The sequence below is a fragment of the Streptomyces sp. NPDC003393 genome, from assembly GCF_053589015.1.
This window is the reverse complement of sequence record NZ_JBSFRB010000006.1, coordinates 206497-224733: the sequence shown is the minus strand read 5'-3', so window position 1 is coordinate 224733 and position 18237 is coordinate 206497. Positions and strand designations below refer to the sequence as shown.

Below are 18237 nucleotides of genomic sequence, written 5' to 3'. Positions count from 1 at the left end.
GCCGCGTCCCCGCGTTGCCTCGCGGCCCGTTCCCGCGGGCCTCAGGGCTGTCCCGCGACCCCCGGCGGGCGCGCGACGCGCGCTGATCCACCGCGGATTGCGGGACAGTCCTTAGGCTCGTGCCATGACTCGCAATGTGGTGATCAGCGGTGGCGGTACGGGGATCGGGCTGGCCACGGCGCAGGTGTTCGCGGCCCACGGGGACCAGGTCCTGCTGCTCGGGCGGCGGGAGGAGGCGCTGCGCAAGGCGGCGGTGCCCGGGGCGCTGGTCTGCGCCGCCGACCTCAGCGACGTGGACGGGGCGCGGCGGGCCGCCCGGTTCGCGGCTGACGAACTGAGCGCCGTGGACGTGCTGATCCACAGTGCCGGAGGGTCCGGCAGGCTGGAGCCCCACGTGGAGCGGGAGGATCCGCTCGAGCTCGTCGCCGACAACTGGCTGGTCAACTTCCGGATCAACACCCTGACCGCCGTGCTGCTCACCGAGGCCCTGAAGGACCACCTGGCCCTACCGGGCGGGCGTGTGCTGTTCCTGAGCTCCATCGCCGCCTACCGCGGCTCCGGCAGCGGCGCCTACGCCGCCTCCAAGGCCGCCCTGCACCCCTACCTCCACGACCTGGCACGTCAGTTGGGCCCGCGCGGGATCACGGTGAACGCGGTCGCCCCCGGATACGTCGAGGACACCGACTTCTTCGGCGACGCGATGGACGAGGCCCGCCGCGAGCGGCTCATCGCGGAGACCTCCACCCGGCGACCCGGCACCCCGGGCGACGTCGCCGCCACCCTGCACTGGCTGGCCTCCCCGGCCGCCGGTCACATCACCTCCCAGATCGTCCAGGTCAACGGCGGTGCGGAGCGCGGTCACTGACCGGACGGGCGATGCGCTGGTGCGGCGGCACCGCCTGGGCCGTGGTGACGCGCGGCAAGGCGTACGGGTGCTCCTCGCGCAGCCAGCGGACCATCTCCTCGCGCACCGCTACCCGCACGGTCCAGATGTCGTCGGCGTCCTTGGCCGTCACCAGGGCCCGGACCTCCACGGTGGTCGGTGTCGTGTCCGTGATGTGCAGGTTGCAGGCGCGGCCGTCCCAGGCCGGGCAGGCGCGCAGGATGTCGCGCAGCTTCTCCCGCATCGCCTCCAGCGGCACGGAGTGGTCGAGGTGCCAGAAGACCGTGCCGGTCATCTGCGGGGTGCCGCGGGACCAGTTCTCGAACGGGTTGGACGTGAAGTACGACACGGGCATCGTGATCCGGCGCTCGTCCCAGGTCCGTACCGTCAGAAAGGTCAGCGTGATCTCCTCGACCGTGCCCCACTCGCCGCCCACGACCACGGTGTCGCCGATGCGCACCATGTCGCCGAAGGCGATCTGCAGCCCGGCGAACAGGTTGCTCAGCGTGGACTGCGCGGCGACACCGGCGACGATGCCGAGGACGCCGGCGGAGGCCAGCAGCGAGGCACCGGCCGCCCGCATCGCCGGGAAGGTCAGCAGCATGGAGGCCGCCGCGACGACGATGACGATCGCCGAGACCACCCGCATGATCAGCTCGACCTGGGTGCGCACCCGGCGCACCCGGGCCGGGTCGCGGTGCGCACGGGCACTGGCGTAGCGCGAGTAGGAGGTCTCGACGACCGCCGCCGCGATCCGGATGGTCAGCCAGGCCGCCGACCCGATCAGCACCAGGGTCAGCGTCCGTCCCACACCGACCCGGTGCTCCTGAAGCAGTTCGGCCTGGTCGTAGGAGCCCCTGAGCAGCGCGCTGCACAGCACGAGCTGATAGGGCACCCGGGCCCGGCGCAACAGGCCCCACAGGGGTGTCTCGTGATGTCGTCCGTCGGCCTCGCGCAGCAGAAGGTCGGTGGCCCAGCCGATCACCAGGGTGAGGACGACGGAGCCACCGACCACGGTCAGCGGCCGGAGTACGTTCTCCATGCTCTGGGAAGTAACCGGCGGCGGCCGGGCCCGAACCTGTGACATGTGTCGCGCCGGCGCCCGGCTGGCACCATGGGCTCATGAACATCATGCTCTTCCACTCGACCCATGGCCTCAGACCCGCGGTGCGTCAGGCCGCGGACCGGCTGCGTGCGGCCGGACACGAGGTGTGGACGCCGGATCTCTTCGAGGGCCGTACGTTCGACACGGTCGAGGAGGGCATGGCCTTCAAGGACGGCATCGGCAAGGACGAGCTGCTCAGGCGGGCCGTGCTGGCCGCCGCGCCCTACTCGGAGCGGGGCCTGGTCTACGCCGGGTTCTCGCTGGGCGCCTCCATCGCCCAGACCCTCGCGCTGGGCGACGACAAAGCACGCGGGCTGCTGCTTCTGCACGGCACGTCGGACGTGGCGCCGAACGCGCGGGTGGACGAGCTGCCGGTGCAGCTCCACGTCGCCGAGCCGGACCCGTTCGAGACGGACGACTGGCTGAGCGCCTGGTACCTCCAGATGCGCAAGGCGGGCGCCGACGTGGAGGTCTACCGCTACGCCGGGGCCGGCCACCTCTACACCGACCCGGAGCTGCCGGACCACGACGCGGAGGCCGCCGAGGCCACCTGGCGGGTGGCGCTCGGCTTCCTCGAGTCCCTCTGAGCCCGGCCCCGGCCGGAAGGCTCCTCAGACCGGGTCGTACGTCCGCTCGACCCTCTGCGTGCCACTGCGCGTGCGGTACGAACGCGTCCAGGCGGAGGTCGCGTTCGCTCTGGTGCGGTCGGAGAGGACGTAGTAGTCCATCTGCGCCCGCTCGGCGGTGAGGTCCAGGACGCCATAGCCGTGCCGGTCGGTGTCGACCCAGTGGACGTGCCGGTTGGCGGCGCGGATCACGGGAGCGGCGACGGCCGAGGCCGTGCCCTCGGGGAGCTTGACGATGTCGTCGAGGTTGTCGGAGGTCATCGAGGTGACCACGAACTCCGTGGCGGCCGACGGCGACAGCGGGTACGTACCGGCGTCCACCGGCACGTCGTTGGCCCACGCCATGTGGATGTCACCGGTCAGGAAGACGGTGTTGCGGATGGCGTGGGAACGAAGGTGGGCCAGCAGCTCCCGGCGGTCGTCGGTGTAGCCGTCCCACTGGTCGGTGTCGAGGGCGAGGCCCTCCTGCGGCAGCCCGAGCAGCTTCGCCAGCGGCTTCAGCAGGGCCGCGGAGAGCGAGCCGACGACGAACGGGGAGATCATCACCGAGTTGCCGACCAGCCGCCAGGTGGTGTCGGACGCCTTCAGGCCGGCCTTGAGCCAGTCGAGTTGGGCGCGTCCGGTGATCGTGCGGTCCGGGTCGTCGACCGAACCGCTGGCGGTGGACGCCTGCTGGGAGCGGAAGGAGCGCAGGTCCAGCAGCGAGAGGTCGGCCAGCCTCCCGAAGCGCAGCCGCCGGTAGGTGGTGCCCTCGATGGCCGGACGCACCGGCATCCACTCGAAGTAGGCCTGCTTGGCAGCGGCCTGGCGGGCGGCCCAGGTGCCCTCGGCGCCCTCGGTGTGGTTGACCGCGCCGCCCGACCAGGCGTTGTCGGCGAACTCGTGGTCGTCCCAGATGGCGATGACGGGCGCCTTGTGGTGGAGGTCCTGGAGGTCGGGGTCGGTCTTGTACCGGGCGTGCCGGGTGCGGTAGTCGGCGAGGGTGATGATCTCGTGGGCCGGGACGTGCGGCCGGACGACCGTGCCGCGTGCGGTGTACTCGCCCGACTCGTACTCGTAGATGTAGTCGCCGAGGTGCAGCCAGGCGTCCAGGTCGCCGCGGGCCGCGAGATGGCGGTAGGCGGCGAAGTAGCCGGCCTCCCAGTTGGCGCAGGAGACCACGCCCAGGCGCAGGTTGCTCACGGCGGCGTCGTGGGCGGGGGCGGTGCGGGTGCGGGCCACGGGGGAGTCGGCGTCGCCGGCCGAGAAGCGGAACCAGTAGTCGGTGGCCGGTGCGAGGCCCCGGATGTCCGCCTTGACGGTGTGGTCGGAGGCGGCCATGGCGGTGGTGGATCCCTTGGCGACGACGTCCTTGAACGCCTTGTCCCGGGCCACCACCCAGCTCACCTCGGTGTCCGGGCCGAGCCCGGAGCCCGGCACCGCCTCGGCGGTGGGGGTCACCCGGGTCCACAGCAGGATTCCGTCGGGCAGCGGGTCACCGGAGGCGACGCCGTGCAGGAAGGCCGGTGCGTCCGCGGCGGCCTGCGCGGGAAGCGCGGCGGCGAGCGGTCCGGCCAGGACAGCCGTCGCCGCCGCGGCCTTGACGACCGTACGGCGGCGGGGCGAAAGGGAGTTGAGACCCTTGGATGTCTCGGAGAATCTGCGTCGACTGGTCACGACCGATCAGGTTACTGATCGGTACACGAAAGGGTGGGCGAACTCCGGAAGTTCGCCCACCCCTCACACGGCGGCCGGTGTCCGACGGTGCGTCAGGCCTTGAGCGCCGTGTCCACCACGCTGTTGAACTGCTCCACCGTCATCGGCGGGTTGTCCGAGCCGGGGACGGTGAGGATCTTGCCGTCCATCACGAAGCTCGGGGTGCCCTTGACGCCGTCCTTGTTGGTGTCCCAGGTCTTCGACATCGCCAGCGCCCAGGCGTCGTACGTGCCGTTCTTGACCGCCGTCTGGAACTTGGCGTTGTTCTTCAGCGCCGGAACGGTGTTCGCTATCTTGATCAGGTAGTCGTCGTCCTTGAACTTGTCGGTGGTCTCCTCCGGGTGCCACTTCGCCGAGTACATCGCGGTCTTGTACTCGAGGAAGGCCTCGGGGCTGACATCGAGTGCGGCGCCCAGGGCGCTCATGGCGTTCTTTGAACCCTCGCCCCGTGAGCCGATCGTGCCCTGGCCGAGCGCGTCGCCGTCGAGGAAGGTGCCCCCGACGAACTGCATTTTGAACTTGCCGTCGTCGATGTCCTTCTTCAGGGTCGATCCGGCGGTCTGCTCGAACTGCGCGCAGACCGGGCAGCGCGGGTCCTCGTAGACCTTGAGGGTCTTCTTGGCGGTGTCCTTGCCGATGACGACGGTGGTGCCGTCCTTGCCCGTGGTGTTGGCCGGGGCGACGACCTTCTCGTCCTTCATGGCGTCCCAGTGACCGGGCTTGTTGGCCTGGACGACCGCGTAGCCGATGCCGCCGGCCGCCGCCAGCACGGCGACGACCGAGCAGGCGACGATGATCTGCCGCCTGACCTTGGCGCGCTTGGCCTGGCGCTCGCGCTCGGCGCGCAGCCGCTCGCGGGCCGCCGTCTTCGCCTGCTGGCTGTTCCGCTTGCTCATGGTGGTGTTCTCCTGTGGGACGCGCGACTGTGCCGCGCGGGATGCGGAAGGGGGACTGCTCGTGCCCGGCGTGCGCCGCCCGGCCGTCGCTCAGACGAGGACGAGGGCGGGGCAGGGGGAGCACGGCGGTCCGCGCCGTCCCAGGGAGTACACGAGGAGGCGGGTGCGCGGCGCGCTGCCGTGGGGCGCGGTGCGGGCCGGCCGGCGAAGGCCGCGGGTCCGCCGGACCGTGACCGCGGCGACGGCCATCCGCAGCGGCCGGAACGTGGTCGCGGCCGCCGCCCGCAGCAGCTCGGCCAAAGCCCGTTCGCCGCGGCGCAGCCAGCCGGCCGCGAGGAGGCCGACGCCCAGGTGGGCGGCGAGCAGCAGCCAGGCGGTCGCCGGGTCGGCGTGGGCCAGCAGGGCGGCGAGCCGGTCGGTGTCCGTGCCGGTCATACGGGCCAGCGGGGTGCCGACGGCCGCGTCGTTGCCGCACAGCACGTCCCAGCCGACCGAGCGCAGCGGGCCGGCGACCGGGCCGCCGGCGGCGCCGTAGCAGACCTGCTGGCCGGTGGTGAAGACGGTGTCGGCGGCCAGCTCCAGCGGGATCAGCAGGGCGGCGATCCGCCCGAAGCCCCGCTCGCGGCCGGCCAGGGCGTAGGCGAGCAGGAACACGGCGGCCGCGACGGCGGCCACCGTGTTCAACGGCAGGGGGACCCGGGACAGCAGCACGTGCGACGTGGTGCTGAGCATCACGACCACGGCCGTGAACAGCGCCGCGCGCACGGTTCTGAGCTGGGTCCCGGATATGTCCATAGCGAGTGAAGAGTGTGTCACGTGGGCCGGTAAAGGGTCCTTAAAGGGATCCTGTGAGCGGCCCTCTTGTCAAAGACCCGGAATCCGCCCGTTGCGGAACAGGTCCAGGAAGATCTGGTGATCGGCACGCGCGCGGGCGCCGTAGCCGTGCGCGAAGTCCACCAGGAGCGGTGCGAAACCCTCCTCGTCGGCCGCGATCGCCGCGTCGATGGCCCGCTCGGTGGAGAACGGCACCAGGGACTCGCCCGAGGTGTCGTCCGCCGCCGCGTGCATGGCGGCGGTGGCCCGGCCGAGGTCGGCGACGACCTGTTCGATCTCCTCCGGGTCGTCGATGTCGCCCCAGTCCAGGTCGACCGCGTACGGGGACACCTCGGCGACCAGCTGCCCGGCGCCGTCCAGCTCGGTCCAGCCCAGCCACGGGTCGGCGTGCGCCTGGAGGGCGCGCTGGGAGATCACCGTGCGGTGTCCCTCGTGCTGGAAGTAGTCGCGGATCGCCGCGTCCGTGACGTGCCGGGAGACGGCCGGGGTCTGGGCCTGCTTGATGTAGATGACGACATCGTTCTCCAGGGCGTCGCTGTGGCCCTCCAGGAGGATGTTGTACGACGGCAGGCCGGCCGAGCCGATGCCGATGCCCCGGCGGCCCACCACGTCCTTCACGCGGTAGGAGTCCGGGCGGGCCAGGGAGGAGTCCGGCAGCGTCTCCAGGTAGCCGTCGAAGGCCGCGAGGACCTTGTAGCGGGTGGCCGCGTCCAGCTCGATGGAGCCGCCGCCCGGCGCGAAGCGGCGCTCGAAGTCACGGATCTCCGTCATGGAGTCCAGCAGGCCGAACCGGGTCAGCGAGCGGGCGTCACGCAGCGCGTCCAGCAGCGGACCCTGGGCGGTGTCCAGGGTGAAGGGCGGCACCTCGTCGCTCTTGGCGCCGGTGGCCAGGGCGTGGACCCGCTCCCGGTAGGCGGCGGCGTAGACCGTCACCAGCTCGGTGATCTGGGTGTCGCTCAGGGCCTTGGCGTAGCCGATGAGGGCGATGGAGGCGGCGAAGCGCTTGAGGTCCCAGGTGAAGGGGCCGACGTAGGCCTCGTCGAAGTCGTTGACGTTGAAGACCAGACGGCCGTTCGAATCCATGTACGTGCCGAAGTTCTCCGCGTGCAGGTCGCCGTGGATCCACACCCGCGAGGTCCGCTCGTCCAGGTACGGCCCGCTGATCCCCCTCCCGCCGCCCCACCCGGCGGTCTCGCTGTCCAGGTCGTGATAGAAGAGGCAGGCCGTGCCCCGGTAGAACGCGAAGGCCGAGGCCGCCATCTTCCGGAACTTCACGCGGAACGCGGCCGGGTCGGCGGCCAGGAGCTCGCCGAAGGCGGTGTCGAAGACGGAGAGGATCTCCTCGCCGCGCTGCTCGTCGCTGAGCTGGGGGACCGACATCGCTGGGTGCCTCCTGGTACGGGTGGTACGAGACGTATGGACTGATCCTTCGCGGATCCTCCCTCACCACCAACGTCCGGCGGGGTGAGGGAGTGCCCGCGTTTCTCCTCGCACGAAGGTACGCGGCGGACGGCTCCGAGTGTCAGCGCCGGGGCATAGACTTCGACGCTGTCCCCCAGACTGTCCGCAGCCCGTCGCCCAGAGCTCTCCTTGGAGGCCGAAGCCGTGTCGAAGCCGCCGTTCACGCACTTGCACGTCCACACCCAGTACTCGCTGCTGGACGGTGCCGCGCGGCTGAAGGACATGTTCGACGCGTGCAACGAGATGGGCATGTCGCACATCGCCATGTCCGACCACGGCAACCTCCACGGCGCGTACGACTTCTTCCACTCCGCGAAGAAGGCCGGAATCACCCCCATCATCGGCATCGAGGCGTATGTCGCCCCCGAGTCCCGGCGCAACAAGCGCAAGATCCTCTGGGGGCAGCCGCACCAGAAGCGGGACGACGTCTCCGGCTCCGGCGGCTACACCCACAAGACCATGTGGGCGGTGAACAGGACGGGCCTGCACAACCTCTTCCGCCTCTCCTCGGACGCCTACGCCGAGGGCTGGCTCCAGAAGTGGCCGCGCATGGACAAGGAGACCATCGCGCAGTGGTCCGAGGGCATCGTCGCTTCCACCGGCTGCCCCTCCGGGGAGGTCCAGACCCGGCTGCGCCTCGGCCAGGAGGAGGAGGCCCTCAAGGCCGCCGCCGACTACCAGGACATCTTCGGCAAGGACCGCTACTTCCTGGAGCTGATGGACCACGGCATCGACATCGAGCGCCGGGTCCGCGAGGGCCTGCTGGAGATCGGCCGGAAGCTCGGCATCCCGCCCCTGGTCACCAACGACTCGCACTACACCTACGCGCACGAGGCGGGTGCCCACGACGCCCTGCTGTGCATCCAGACCGGCAAGAACCTCTCCGACCCCGACCGCTTCAAGTTCGACGGCACCGGCTACTACCTGAAGTCCACGGACGAGATGTACGCCATCGACTCCTCGGACGCCTGGCAGGAGGGCTGCGCCAACACGCTCCTGGTGGCCGAGATGGTCGACACCACGGGTATGTTCGAGAAGCGCGACCTCATGCCCAAGTTCGACATCCCCGAGGGCTACACCGAGGTGACCTGGTTCAAGGAGGAGGTCCGCCGCGGCATGGAGCGCCGCTACCCGGGCGGCATCCCCGAGGACCGCCAGAAGCAGGCCGACTACGAGATGGACGTCATCATCTCGATGGGCTTCCCCGGCTACTTCCTCGTGGTCGCCGACTTCATCATGTGGGCCAAGAACAACGGCATCGCGGTCGGCCCCGGCCGTGGCTCGGCCGCCGGTTCGATCGTCGCCTACGCCATGGGCATCACCGACCTCGATCCGATCCCGCACGGCCTGATCTTCGAGCGGTTCCTCAATCCCGAGCGCATCTCGATGCCCGACGTCGACATCGACTTCGACGAGCGCCGGCGCGTCGAGGTGATCAGGTACGTGACCGAGAAGTACGGCGCCGACAAGGTCGCCATGATCGGCACCTACGGCACCATCAAGGCCAAGAACGCGATCAAGGACTCCGCGCGCGTGCTGGGCTACCCGTACGCGATGGGCGACCGCATCACCAAGGCCATGCCCGCCGACGTCCTCGGCAAGGGCATCCCGCTGTCCGGCATCACCGACCCCGAGCACCCCCGGTACTCGGAGGCCGGCGAGGTGCGCGGGATGTACGAGAACGAGCCGGACGTGAAGAAGGTCATCGACACCGCACGCGGTGTGGAGGGCCTGGTGCGGCAGATGGGCGTGCACGCGGCCGGCGTGATCATGTCCAGCGAGACCATCACCGAGCACGTCCCGGTCTGGGTCAGGCACACCGACGGTGTGACCATCACACAGTGGGACTACCCGAGCTGTGAGTCGCTCGGCCTGCTGAAGATGGACTTCCTCGGCCTGCGCAACCTCACGATCATGGACGACGCCGTGAAGATGGTGAAGTCCAACAAGGGGATCGACATCGATCTCCTCAGCCTGCCGCTGGACGACCCCACGACCTTCGACCTGCTCCAGCGCGGCGACACCCTCGGCGTCTTCCAGTTCGACGGCGGCCCCATGCGGTCCCTGCTGCGTCTGATGAAGCCCGACAACTTCGAGGACATCTCCGCCGTCTCGGCCCTGTACCGGCCGGGCCCGATGGGCATGAACTCCCACACCAACTACGCGCTGCGCAAGAACGGCCAGCAGGACATCACGCCGATCCACCCCGAGCTGGAGGAGCCGCTCAAGGAGGTCCTGGACGTCACCTACGGCCTGATCGTCTACCAGGAGCAGGTGCAGAAGGCCGCCCAGATCATCGCCGGCTACTCGCTCGGCGAGGCCGACATCCTCCGCCGTGTGATGGGCAAGAAGAAGCCCGAGGAGCTGGCGAAGAACTTCACCATCTTCCAGACCGGCGCCCGCAAGAACGGCTACAGCGACGAGGCCATCCAGGCCCTGTGGGACGTGCTGGTCCCGTTCGCCGGCTACGCGTTCAACAAGGCGCACTCCGCCGCGTACGGCCTGGTCTCGTACTGGACGGCCTACCTCAAGGCCAACCACCCGGCCGAGTACATGGCGGCGCTGCTGACGTCCGTGAAGGACGACAAGGACAAGTCGGCGATCTACCTCAACGAGTGCCGCCGCATGGGCATCCGGGTGCTCCCGCCGAACGTCAACGAGTCCGAGTCGAACTTCGCCGCCCAGGGCGACGACGTGATCCTCTTCGGCCTGTCCGCCGTCCGCAACGTCGGCACCAACGTCGTCGAGTCGATCATCAAGACCCGCAAGTCCAAGGGGAAGTACGCCTCCTTCTCCGACTACCTCGACAAGGTCGAGGCCGTGGTCTGCAACAAGCGCACCACGGAGTCGCTGATCAAGGCCGGCGCCTTCGACACCATGGGGCACACCCGCAAGGGTCTCACCGCGCAGTACGAGCCGATGATCGACAACGTGGTCGCGGTCAAGCGCAAGGAGGCCGAGGGCCAGTTCGACCTCTTCGGCGGGATGGGGGAGGAGACCAGCAGCGAGCCCGGCTTCGGACTCGACGTGGAGTTCTCGACCGACGAGTGGGACAAGACCTACCTGCTCGCCCAGGAACGGGAGATGCTCGGCCTGTACGTCTCCGACCATCCGCTCTTCGGCCTGGAGCACGTGCTCTCCGACAAGGCCGACGCCGGCATCGCCCAGCTGACCGGCGGCGAGCACGCCGACGGCGCGGTCGTGACCATCGGTGGCATCATCTCCGGCCTGCAGCGCAAGATGACCAAACAGGGCAACGCCTGGGCGATCGCCACCGTCGAGGACCTGGCCGGCTCCATCGAGTGCATGTTCTTCCCGGCGACCTACCAGCTGGTGTCCACCCAACTCGTCGAGGACGCGGTGGTGTTCGTCAAGGGCCGCCTCGACAAGCGCGAGGACGTGCCCCGGCTGGTCGCCATGGAGCTGATGGTTCCCGACCTGTCCAACGCGGGCAGCAACGCGCCGGTGATCCTCACCATCCCCGCCCTGAAGGTGACCCCGCCGATGATCAGCCGCCTCGGCGAGATCCTCAGCCACCACAAGGGCGACAGCGAGGTGCGGATCAAGCTCCAGGGCCCGCGCAAGACGACGGTCCTGCGCCTGGACCGCCACCGGGTGAAGCCCGACCCCGCCCTCTTCGGCGACCTGAAGGTCCTCCTCGGACCGTCCTGCCTGGCGGGCTGAGGCCGGACAACCGGCGTTCCCCCGCGGGCGAGCGTCCAGAAGGAGAACCGGACAAAAAAGAGGGGGCGTGCCCGTGGCCATCGGGCGCGCTCCCTCTTGTCACCAGGTTCTGGTTCGTCACCGGGTTCAGGGCTCGGTCAACAGCCCGGACACCGGGCCTCAGTTGTGGCCGAAGCGCTTCTGACGTCCCTTGCGGGACATGTCGGTCGGACTGACCTGCGGGGCGTGGTGTTCGGGCTGCGACTCCGTCATGGAGTGTTCCGTCTCCCGCGGGCCGTTCGCGGCCACGGACGCCTTCTGCCGGCTGCGGTCCTGCTTGCGGTTCTTGGCCATGGTGATGCCTCCTGTGGGGGATCTAGGGGCCAGGGCCGGGACCAGATTCACATATGCCGACAATGAACGCATGTCGGATAATTACCGTATGTAACAAGGGTCATCGGACCCCAAGTCCCGGAAACGCCACGCCGAAGATCGAGTTCGGGCCGTTAACCCCGGCGCGGTCGGGCAGACTCGAATCAAGCCCGAACCGAACCCGAAGCACCATCCCAAGCTCCAAGCCCGAAGCAACCTCCCCGGAAAGAGGGTGGAACGCGTGGACCGCTGCATCGTCCTGGTGGACGCCGGGTATCTGCTGGGGGCCGCCGCGAGCCTCCTCGCCGGGGAGCCGTCGCGGTCCCGGATCACCGTCGACCACACCGCGCTCATCCAGGGCCTGCGCGAACAGGCCGAGTCCGACACCGAGCGCCCCCTGCTGCGCATCTACTGGTTCGACGGCGCCCCCGACCGCGTCCCGCAGCCCGAGCACCGCAGGCTTCGTGTGATGCCCCGGGTCACCGTCCGGCTGGGCGCCCTGACCCGTAGCGACGGCCGCTGGGCGCAGAAGGGCGTGGACGCCGCGATGCACGCCGAACTGACCGAACTGGCCCGCAATCGCGCCTGCTCCGACGTGGTCCTCGTCACCGGCGACGGCGACCTGCTGCCCGGCATGATGGCCGCCAAGGAGCACGGCGTCGCCGTCCACCTGTGGGCCGTACAGGCCGCCGACGGCGACTACAACCAGTCCGAGGACCTGGTCGCCGAGGCCGACGAGCGGCGCGTCCTGGACCGTACCTGGATCACCAAGGCCGTACAGGCCAAGGAGTTCGGCGGCATCTGCGCGCCGCCGCCCGCGCCCCGGCCCGAGATCGCCGCGATCCTGTCCGCGCCGCTGCCGGAGTCCTCGCTGTCCCGGGCCGCCGAGCGACCCGCGGAGGATCGTCCGCTCCCGGCCGCCGCGGGTGCGCGGGGCGGGACGGAGGAGCGGATGCCCGGCAAGGGCGTCCCCACCCCCAAGGACCTCGCGGCCCTGCGCGCCCCGGGCGCCCATCCCGCCCAGCACCCCACCACCGCCACCCTGCGCTGGTCCTCCGACAAGGGCTGGGTCGACCGCTCCGGCGTGGCCGCCGAGCCCCCCGAGGCCGCCTCCATGCCGACCCTCGCCCAGCTGACCACGGCCGAGCAGCGGTGGGCGGACCGGGAGGAGGACATCACGACCGTCGGCGGCGACCCGTACGAGGTCGGGCAGGTCTTCGCACGGCGCTGGGTGGAGCGGCTGGGCGACCCGAGCCATCTGCAGAAGCTGTCGTCGATGTACCCGCGCGTCCCGCACCGCATCGACGGCGAGCTGCTGCGCTACGCCGCCCGGTTCGGGCTGCTCGCGCACAAGGACGACCAGATCGACGAGCACGACCGGTACGCCATCCGGGCCGGCTTCTGGCGGGAGATCGACGTACGCACGGGCACCGAGCACGCCCCGGTGGGCGACTGAGCCCTGGCCCGGCGGCGGTTCGCCGCGTACGGGCGGCACGGAGGAACCGGGAGAGGTCGCCCCAAGGGCGAGTAAAGCCCACGGACCCCGTAGGCTCGTCCCTTGTGAGTACGCGCGCGGCACAGGCACTTCGGCACGGGGACGACGTCGTGTGCGCGGTGCGCGGACTGACCAAGACCTACCCGGCGGCCCGCGGCCGGCGCGGCACCCCCGGCCTGCCCGAGGTCCTGGCCACCGACGATGTCGCGCTCGACGTGCGGCGCGGCGAGATCTTCGGGCTGCTCGGCCCGAACGGCGCCGGCAAGTCCACCCTGGTACGGCAGCTGACCGGCCTGATGCGCCCCGACCGCGGCACCGTCGAGATCCTCGGTCACGACATCGTGGCGCACCCCGAGCGGGCCGCGCGGATCCTCGCCTACCTCGGGCAGGAGTCCAGCGCCCTCGACGAGCTGACCGTCTCGCTGGCCGCCGAGACCACCGGGCGGCTGCGCGGCCTGGACGTCCGGCGGGCGCGGGCCGAGCGGGACGCCGTCCTCGACGAACTGGGCCTCGCACCGATCGCCGGCCGCCCGCTGAAGAAGCTCTCCGGCGGCCAGCGGCGGCTCGCCTGCTTCGCCGCCGCGCTGGTCGGCGAGCGTCCTCTGCTCGTGCTGGACGAGCCGACCACCGGCATGGACCCGGTGGCCCGGCGGGCGGTGTGGTCCGCCGTGGACCGGCGGCGCGCCGAGTACGGCACCACCGTCCTGCTGGTCACCCACAACGTCATCGAGGCCGAGACCGTCCTCGACCGGGTCGCCGTCCTCGACCGGGGCCGGGTCATCGCCTGCGACACCCCGGCCGGGCTCAAGGAGCGGGTCTCCGGTGAGGTGCGGGTCGAACTGGTGTGGCGGGACCGGGCGCCCCTGGAGGTGCCGGAGGTCGCCGCGCTGCGGGACCGGGCCGTCGAGTCCGGGCGCCGCTGGACGCTGTGGCTCGCCCCCGAGGAGGCCCGCGCCGCCGTCGCCACCGTCACCGGCGGTGCGGCTTTCGCCGCGCTGGACGACTTCACCCTCGCCACGCCCAGCCTGGAGGACGTCTACCTGGCGCTGGGCGGCGCCGCCCGGAAGGGGCTGGTGAAGGCGTGAGCGGCACTGGACTACGCCCTGGCGGACGTAGGGAAGAGGAGCAGTTCGACGTGAGTGTCGTATCCGCCGACGCGCCGGCCGGCCCGACTCCCGTGCAGGACGGCGCGACCGCCGGCCAGGACGCCGTGACCTCCGTGCGGGACAGCGGCGCGGCCCGGGCCGCGGCCGTCGAGCTCGGGCCGCGGGCGCGGCTGTGGCCGTCACTGGCGGCCGTGTACCGGGCACAGCTGTCCCGGGCGCGGGTGGCGCGCATCCCGCTGCTGTTCGTGGCGACCTTCCAGTCCGTCGGCATCATGATCATGATGCGGGGTGTGGTGAGCGGCGGCGGTGAGGCCCGGTCCGTGGTGGCCGGCGCGTCGATCGTCGTGGTCGCCTACGTCGCCCTGAACCTGCTCGCACAGTACTTCGGCCAGTTGCGGGCCAGCGGCGGGCTCGACCACTACGCGACGCTGCCGGTGCCGCCGGCGGCCGTGGTGCTGGGCGCGGCGGCCGCGTACGCGTCCTTCACCGTGCCCGGCACGCTGATCACCGCGGTCTTCGGCTGCCTGCTGTTCGGGCTGCCGCTGGGAAATCTGTGGGTGCTGGTGGCGGTGATCCCGCTCGCGGGAGCCGCGCTCTCCGGGCTGGGCGCCGCCTGCGGGCTGCTCGCGCCACGGCAGGAGCATGCCACCCTCCTCGGTCAGCTGGGCATGTCCGCGGCCCTGCTGTTGGGCGTGCTGCCGCCCGACCACATGCCGGGGATCGTACGGCTGGCCCGCGATCTGCTGCCGTCGACGTACGGCGTGGAGGCGTACGCGCGCACCTTCGCGGCCCGGCCCGACTGGGTGTACGTGGGTGTGGACATGGCCGTGTGCGCCGCGGTCGGGGTGGTTTCGCTGGCCGTGGCCACCTGGGCGTATCGCCGGGCGGCCGTCCGGTGACGCGGCTGACAGACTCACCTGGCACGATGACAGGGTGACCTCACCGTTGACTCCACCACCACCACCGCACGGGCGGCCCGCACAGCCCTCCCGGTCCGGCGAGGCCGAGCGGCAGTCCTGGCGGCCGCCCGCCCCGGGAGCCGCGGCGACCGGACCGACCGGAGCGACGGGGACCGTGTACGGACAGGACGGACAGTACGGACAGGACGGCCCCGGGATGAAGACCGAAGTCCGGGAGGCCGCCGTGATCACGGTGGCCGTGGCGCTCGGCGGGGTGCTGATGGGCCTGCTGTGGCTGTGGCTGGCGCCGCGGGTGCCGCTGGTCGGGGACGTCACCGGGAAGAACTGGGTGGTCTACCTCAAGGACTCCGAAGGGGAGCAGGCCATCGGCGTGGACGGAACGTTCACGCTGCTGGCGCTGGCCTTCGGGGCGCTCAGCGCGGTGGCCGTCTTCCTCGCGCGGCGGCGCGGGGGTGTGCCGCTGGTGGTGGCGCTGTGCGTCGGGGGGTTGCTCGGGGCGGTGCTGGCCTGGCGACTGGGGGTGTGGCTCGGTCCTGAGCACGACGTGATCGCCCATGCGCGCGCCGTGGGCAAGGGCGTGACCTTCTCGGCGCCGTTGGAGCTCGGGGCGAAGGGCGCGCTGCTGGCCTGGCCGTTGACCGCGCTGGTGGTGCATCTCGGGATCACGGCGCTGTTCGGTCCGCGGGATCCGGAGGGGTACGGGGAGTCCGTCGCGGCGTAGGTCTCCGGCGCGCGGGTGCGCGCGGCCGTGCCGTCAGCCGCGGCCGATCGGGGCCAGGACCGCCTCCGTCAGCGTGGCCAGGTCCTCCGGCTTCAGCTCGACCTCCAGGCCCCTGCGGCCCGCCGAGACGCAGATGGTGCGGTGCGCCGTGGCGGAGGCGTCGAGGACCGTGCGGAGTTTCTTGCGCTGGCCCAGAGGGCTGATGCCGCCGCGCACGTAGCCCGTGGTGCGTTCCGCGAGCGCGGGATCGGCCATGGCCGCGCGCTTGCCGCCCACGGCCGAGGCCAGGGCCTTCAGATCCAGGGAGCCCGAGACCGGGACCACGGCCACCGTCAGCGAGCCGTCGACGTCCGCGACCAGCGTCTTGAACACTCGCTCCGGCGATACGCCCATCGCCTCGGCCGCCTCCTCGCCGTAGGAGGGGTGGGACGGGTCGTGGTCATAGGAGTGGACGGTGTGGTCGACGCCCGCCGCGGTCAGGGCCACCGTCGCGGGGGTGCCCCCGGACTGCTTCTTGGTCTTCTTCGCCATCCCGGCCTGTTCTCCCTCAGTTGAAGCTCGTCGGGCCGCGCGTCAGGTCCGGCGCCGGCAACGAGGGCAGACTACGGATGATCGCCGTCTCCGAGCGAAGCAGTTTCAGCTCGTCACGCAGCCGTGAGGAAGTGTCGGGCGCCTGGAGCAGCCGCTGCTTCGTCGGGGTGTCCAGCACCATCGCCGCCGCCACCAGGTACGACACCACACTCGGCTCGTCCGGCAGCTCCGCCCCGGTGGACAGCGACCGCTCCCGCGCGCCCGCCAGCCGCTTCTGGTACTGCCGGAAGGACCGCAGCACACCCTGGGCCAGCGCGCCCGCCTCGTCACCGGGCTCCTCGGTCAGCTCCTGGAGCTCCGCGGTGAGGTAGGGGCCGGAGGCGTCCACCGACAACAGGCGTACCCGCGTCGTGCCGGTCGCCAGCACCTCGAAGGTGCCGTCGGCCCGCTCCCGTACGGTCGCCGCGTCGGCCACGCAGCCCACGGCGTGGAACGCCCTGGCCGGGTCGGGGCCGAAGCCGGCCGTGGGCCCGCGTTCGGGCACCGCCGTCGGATCGGGCATGCCGGGGGCGCTCGGCGCCACCTCGTGGCCGTCGCGGATCGCCACGACGGCGAACCGGCGCGGTGCGTCCTCGGGGGTTTTCGACAGGGCGCGCATCATGGCGCGATAGCGCTCCTCGAACACGTTCAACGGGAGCACCAGCCCCGGGAACAGCACCGAGTTCAGCGGGAAGAGGGGGAGCCGGACGGTCGTCACGGCGCAAAAGCCTAATGGTCGCGTGGAGGGGCCAGTCCGCCGCGCTCACTTTCGGGGGTGCGGGAGCGGCCCGGCGAGCGATGCCGCGCCCACATCGACGCGCAGTTTCAGGAACAGCCCCAGCGGATCGTCCGAGGCCCGGTCCCAGGGGAAGGACGTGGCGTACGGGCCGGTGAGGCGCAGTTGGACGCGGGCGTCCTCGCGGCGGTCGAGCCGGATCAGGACGTAGGTGAGCAGGTTGCGGATCTCCGCCGGCCAGGGCGTGGCCGCGGGGAGCCGGACGGAGAGCGCGATCGCCCGGTCCGCCGCCGCGTCCAGCCGCTCGCGCGGCACCTCGGGTCCGCAGCCGTCGGTCAGATAGGAGAAGGCGGCCCGCACGGGCAGGGCCTGCACCAGGGAGTCGGCCGGGGCGTCCTCGGCGGCCAGGTCGGCGAAGTCGAAGCACTCGCGGTGGGAGCCGTGCCAGGAGGCGGCCAGGTACCGCAGGGCGGCCACATGGCAGCCGTAGTGGTGCGGGTCCCGGCGGACCGCGGCCTCCCACAGCTCCTCGAAGTAGGTGTGCCCGGCGCCGCTGCCGCGCGCGTGGTCCAGCGCGACCCGCCACGGCACCGGATCCCGGTCGTCGGCGCGCGCGGCGGCCGTGATCAGCGGGCTGACCTCGCGCAGCAGCTCGGCCCGGCCCGGCGAGGGCCAGGCGCGGTCCACGGCGAGCTGGGCCGCGACCAGCAGCGCGTCCGGGTCGTGCGGGGCGGCGGCGCGCCAGGCGTCCAGCCATGGGGCGCGGGAGCGCGCGAACGCGGCCAGCCGCCGTGCGTACCGGTCGCGGTCCTCCCACCCGGCCCGCTCCCGGGTGGCGGCGAGCAGCGCGGCGGCGGGCTCGTACCGGCCCTGGGCGGCGGCCACCAGGGCCGGCCCCATCCGCTCGTCGGGCGCGTCGAGCAGCACCTCGTCGTCGGCGGGGAGCCCGGGGACGGGGTGGTTCACGGTTCTTGTCATCCGGGTGGGGCGGATGAAGGGGGGAAGCAGAGCCATGGTGCCGACCATTGAAAGTCCGCAGGTCGGGGGCGCGCCAGGGGGTGGCGGCAAGCCGGGGAAAGTTGTACGGCCAATGGTCAAGGCCGAGTAAAAAGACAAGGCTTCAACCATGTCTCTCGCGGCAGCACCCGGCGGCC

16 protein-coding genes are annotated in these 18237 nt (G+C 71.3%); 7 read left to right on the top strand and 9 right to left on the bottom strand.

The window, feature by feature from the left end; all coding sequences use genetic code 11:
- Nucleotides 1-124 precede the first annotated feature (124 nt).
- The gene (locus tag ACWDUZ_RS09100) at nucleotides 125-865 is read left to right on the top strand and encodes an SDR family NAD(P)-dependent oxidoreductase (protein WP_451631148.1); all 741 of its coding nucleotides are present in this window, start codon (nucleotides 125-127) and stop codon (nucleotides 863-865) included.
- Here ACWDUZ_RS09100 and ACWDUZ_RS09095 read toward each other — a convergent pair.
- Complete coding sequence (locus ACWDUZ_RS09095; RefSeq protein ID WP_451631147.1) at nucleotides 837-1925, bottom strand: mechanosensitive ion channel family protein; 1089 nt, start codon at nucleotides 1923-1925, stop codon at nucleotides 837-839. The two genes, ACWDUZ_RS09100 and ACWDUZ_RS09095, sit on opposite strands and share 29 nt — an antisense overlap.
- A gap of 80 nt (nucleotides 1926-2005) precedes the next feature.
- On the opposite strand from ACWDUZ_RS09095, the gene ACWDUZ_RS09090 reads away from it, so the two are divergent.
- Nucleotides 2006-2575: a dienelactone hydrolase family protein gene (locus tag ACWDUZ_RS09090; RefSeq protein WP_451631146.1), complete on the top strand. Its 570-nt coding sequence runs from the start codon at nucleotides 2006-2008 to the stop codon at nucleotides 2573-2575.
- Between the two features lie 24 nt (nucleotides 2576-2599).
- Here the strand turns inward: ACWDUZ_RS09090 and ACWDUZ_RS09085 are convergent, their stop codons facing one another.
- From ACWDUZ_RS09085 to ACWDUZ_RS09070, 4 genes are all read right to left on the bottom strand, one after another.
- Nucleotides 2600-4270 (bottom strand): alkaline phosphatase D family protein, encoded by a 1671-nt coding sequence (locus ACWDUZ_RS09085; RefSeq protein ID WP_451631145.1) that lies wholly within the window; start codon nucleotides 4268-4270, stop codon nucleotides 2600-2602.
- 92 nt (nucleotides 4271-4362) lie between these two features.
- Complete coding sequence (locus ACWDUZ_RS09080; RefSeq protein WP_451631144.1) at nucleotides 4363-5205, bottom strand: thioredoxin domain-containing protein; 843 nt, start codon at nucleotides 5203-5205, stop codon at nucleotides 4363-4365.
- A gap of 90 nt (nucleotides 5206-5295) precedes the next feature.
- Nucleotides 5296-6000 carry a hypothetical protein gene (locus ACWDUZ_RS09075; RefSeq protein WP_451631143.1) on the bottom strand — a complete coding sequence of 235 codons (705 nt, stop codon included), beginning with the start codon at nucleotides 5998-6000 and terminating at the stop codon, nucleotides 5296-5298.
- 69 nt (nucleotides 6001-6069) lie between these two features.
- On the bottom strand, nucleotides 6070-7419 hold the full coding sequence (locus ACWDUZ_RS09070) for a DUF2252 domain-containing protein (RefSeq protein ID WP_451631142.1): 1350 nt from the start codon (nucleotides 7417-7419) through the stop codon (nucleotides 6070-6072).
- Between the two features lie 225 nt (nucleotides 7420-7644).
- Between ACWDUZ_RS09070 and dnaE the strand changes: the two genes are divergently transcribed.
- Complete coding sequence (dnaE, locus tag ACWDUZ_RS09065) at nucleotides 7645-11184, top strand: DNA polymerase III subunit alpha (RefSeq protein ID WP_451631141.1); 3540 nt, start codon at nucleotides 7645-7647, stop codon at nucleotides 11182-11184.
- 159 nt (nucleotides 11185-11343) lie between these two features.
- On the opposite strand, the gene ACWDUZ_RS09060 is transcribed toward dnaE, so the two are convergent.
- Nucleotides 11344-11517 (bottom strand): hypothetical protein, encoded by a 174-nt coding sequence (locus ACWDUZ_RS09060; protein WP_451631140.1) that lies wholly within the window; start codon nucleotides 11515-11517, stop codon nucleotides 11344-11346.
- A 259-nt stretch (nucleotides 11518-11776) separates the two neighbouring features.
- Here ACWDUZ_RS09060 and ACWDUZ_RS09055 point away from each other — a divergent pair, with 259 nt between their 5' ends.
- From ACWDUZ_RS09055 to ACWDUZ_RS09040, 4 genes are all read left to right on the top strand, one after another.
- Nucleotides 11777-12991 carry an NYN domain-containing protein gene (locus ACWDUZ_RS09055; protein WP_451631139.1) on the top strand — a complete coding sequence of 405 codons (1215 nt, stop codon included), beginning with the start codon at nucleotides 11777-11779 and terminating at the stop codon, nucleotides 12989-12991.
- Nucleotides 12992-13140: 149 nt separating this feature from the next.
- Entirely contained in the window at nucleotides 13141-14115 is a 975-nt protein-coding gene (locus tag ACWDUZ_RS09050; RefSeq protein WP_451631200.1) for an ABC transporter ATP-binding protein, read from the top strand.
- 50 nt (nucleotides 14116-14165) lie between these two features.
- On the top strand, nucleotides 14166-15035 hold the full coding sequence (locus ACWDUZ_RS09045) for an ABC transporter permease (protein ID WP_451631138.1): 870 nt from the start codon (nucleotides 14166-14168) through the stop codon (nucleotides 15033-15035).
- Nucleotides 15036-15069: 34 nt separating this feature from the next.
- Nucleotides 15070-15777 (top strand): AAA family ATPase, encoded by a 708-nt coding sequence (locus ACWDUZ_RS09040; protein ID WP_451631137.1) that lies wholly within the window; start codon nucleotides 15070-15072, stop codon nucleotides 15775-15777.
- A 33-nt stretch (nucleotides 15778-15810) separates the two neighbouring features.
- Here the strand turns inward: ACWDUZ_RS09040 and ybaK are convergent, their stop codons facing one another.
- The 3 genes from ybaK to ACWDUZ_RS09025 are packed head-to-tail and all read right to left on the bottom strand — an operon-like array spanning nucleotide 15811 to nucleotide 18097.
- Nucleotides 15811-16308 (bottom strand): Cys-tRNA(Pro) deacylase, encoded by a 498-nt coding sequence (gene ybaK / locus ACWDUZ_RS09035; RefSeq protein WP_451631136.1) that lies wholly within the window; start codon nucleotides 16306-16308, stop codon nucleotides 15811-15813.
- 16 nt (nucleotides 16309-16324) lie between these two features.
- Nucleotides 16325-17065, bottom strand: a complete 741-nt coding sequence (locus ACWDUZ_RS09030) for an LON peptidase substrate-binding domain-containing protein (protein WP_451631135.1) — start codon at nucleotides 17063-17065, stop codon at nucleotides 16325-16327.
- A gap of 45 nt (nucleotides 17066-17110) precedes the next feature.
- Nucleotides 17111-18097: a hypothetical protein gene (locus tag ACWDUZ_RS09025; RefSeq protein WP_451631134.1), complete on the bottom strand. Its 987-nt coding sequence runs from the start codon at nucleotides 18095-18097 to the stop codon at nucleotides 17111-17113.
- Nucleotides 18098-18237: the final 140 nt, after the last annotated feature.

Coding starts and splice junctions, on each gene's coding strand:
- ACWDUZ_RS09100 (WP_451631148.1), top strand. CDS start 125: ATGACTCGCAATGTGGTGATCAGCGGTGGCGGTACGGGGATCGGGCTG.
- ACWDUZ_RS09095 (WP_451631147.1), bottom strand. CDS start 1,925: ATGGAGAACGTACTCCGGCCGCTGACCGTGGTCGGTGGCTCCGTCGTC.
- ACWDUZ_RS09090 (WP_451631146.1), top strand. CDS start 2,006: ATGAACATCATGCTCTTCCACTCGACCCATGGCCTCAGACCCGCGGTG.
- ACWDUZ_RS09080 (WP_451631144.1), bottom strand. CDS start 5,205: ATGAGCAAGCGGAACAGCCAGCAGGCGAAGACGGCGGCCCGCGAGCGG.
- ACWDUZ_RS09075 (WP_451631143.1), bottom strand. CDS start 6,000: ATGGACATATCCGGGACCCAGCTCAGAACCGTGCGCGCGGCGCTGTTC.
- ACWDUZ_RS09070 (WP_451631142.1), bottom strand. CDS start 7,419: ATGTCGGTCCCCCAGCTCAGCGACGAGCAGCGCGGCGAGGAGATCCTC.
- ACWDUZ_RS09060 (WP_451631140.1), bottom strand. CDS start 11,517: ATGGCCAAGAACCGCAAGCAGGACCGCAGCCGGCAGAAGGCGTCCGTG.
- ybaK (WP_451631136.1), bottom strand. CDS start 16,308: ATGGCGAAGAAGACCAAGAAGCAGTCCGGGGGCACCCCCGCGACGGTG.
- ACWDUZ_RS09025 (WP_451631134.1), bottom strand. CDS start 18,097: ATGGCTCTGCTTCCCCCCTTCATCCGCCCCACCCGGATGACAAGAACC.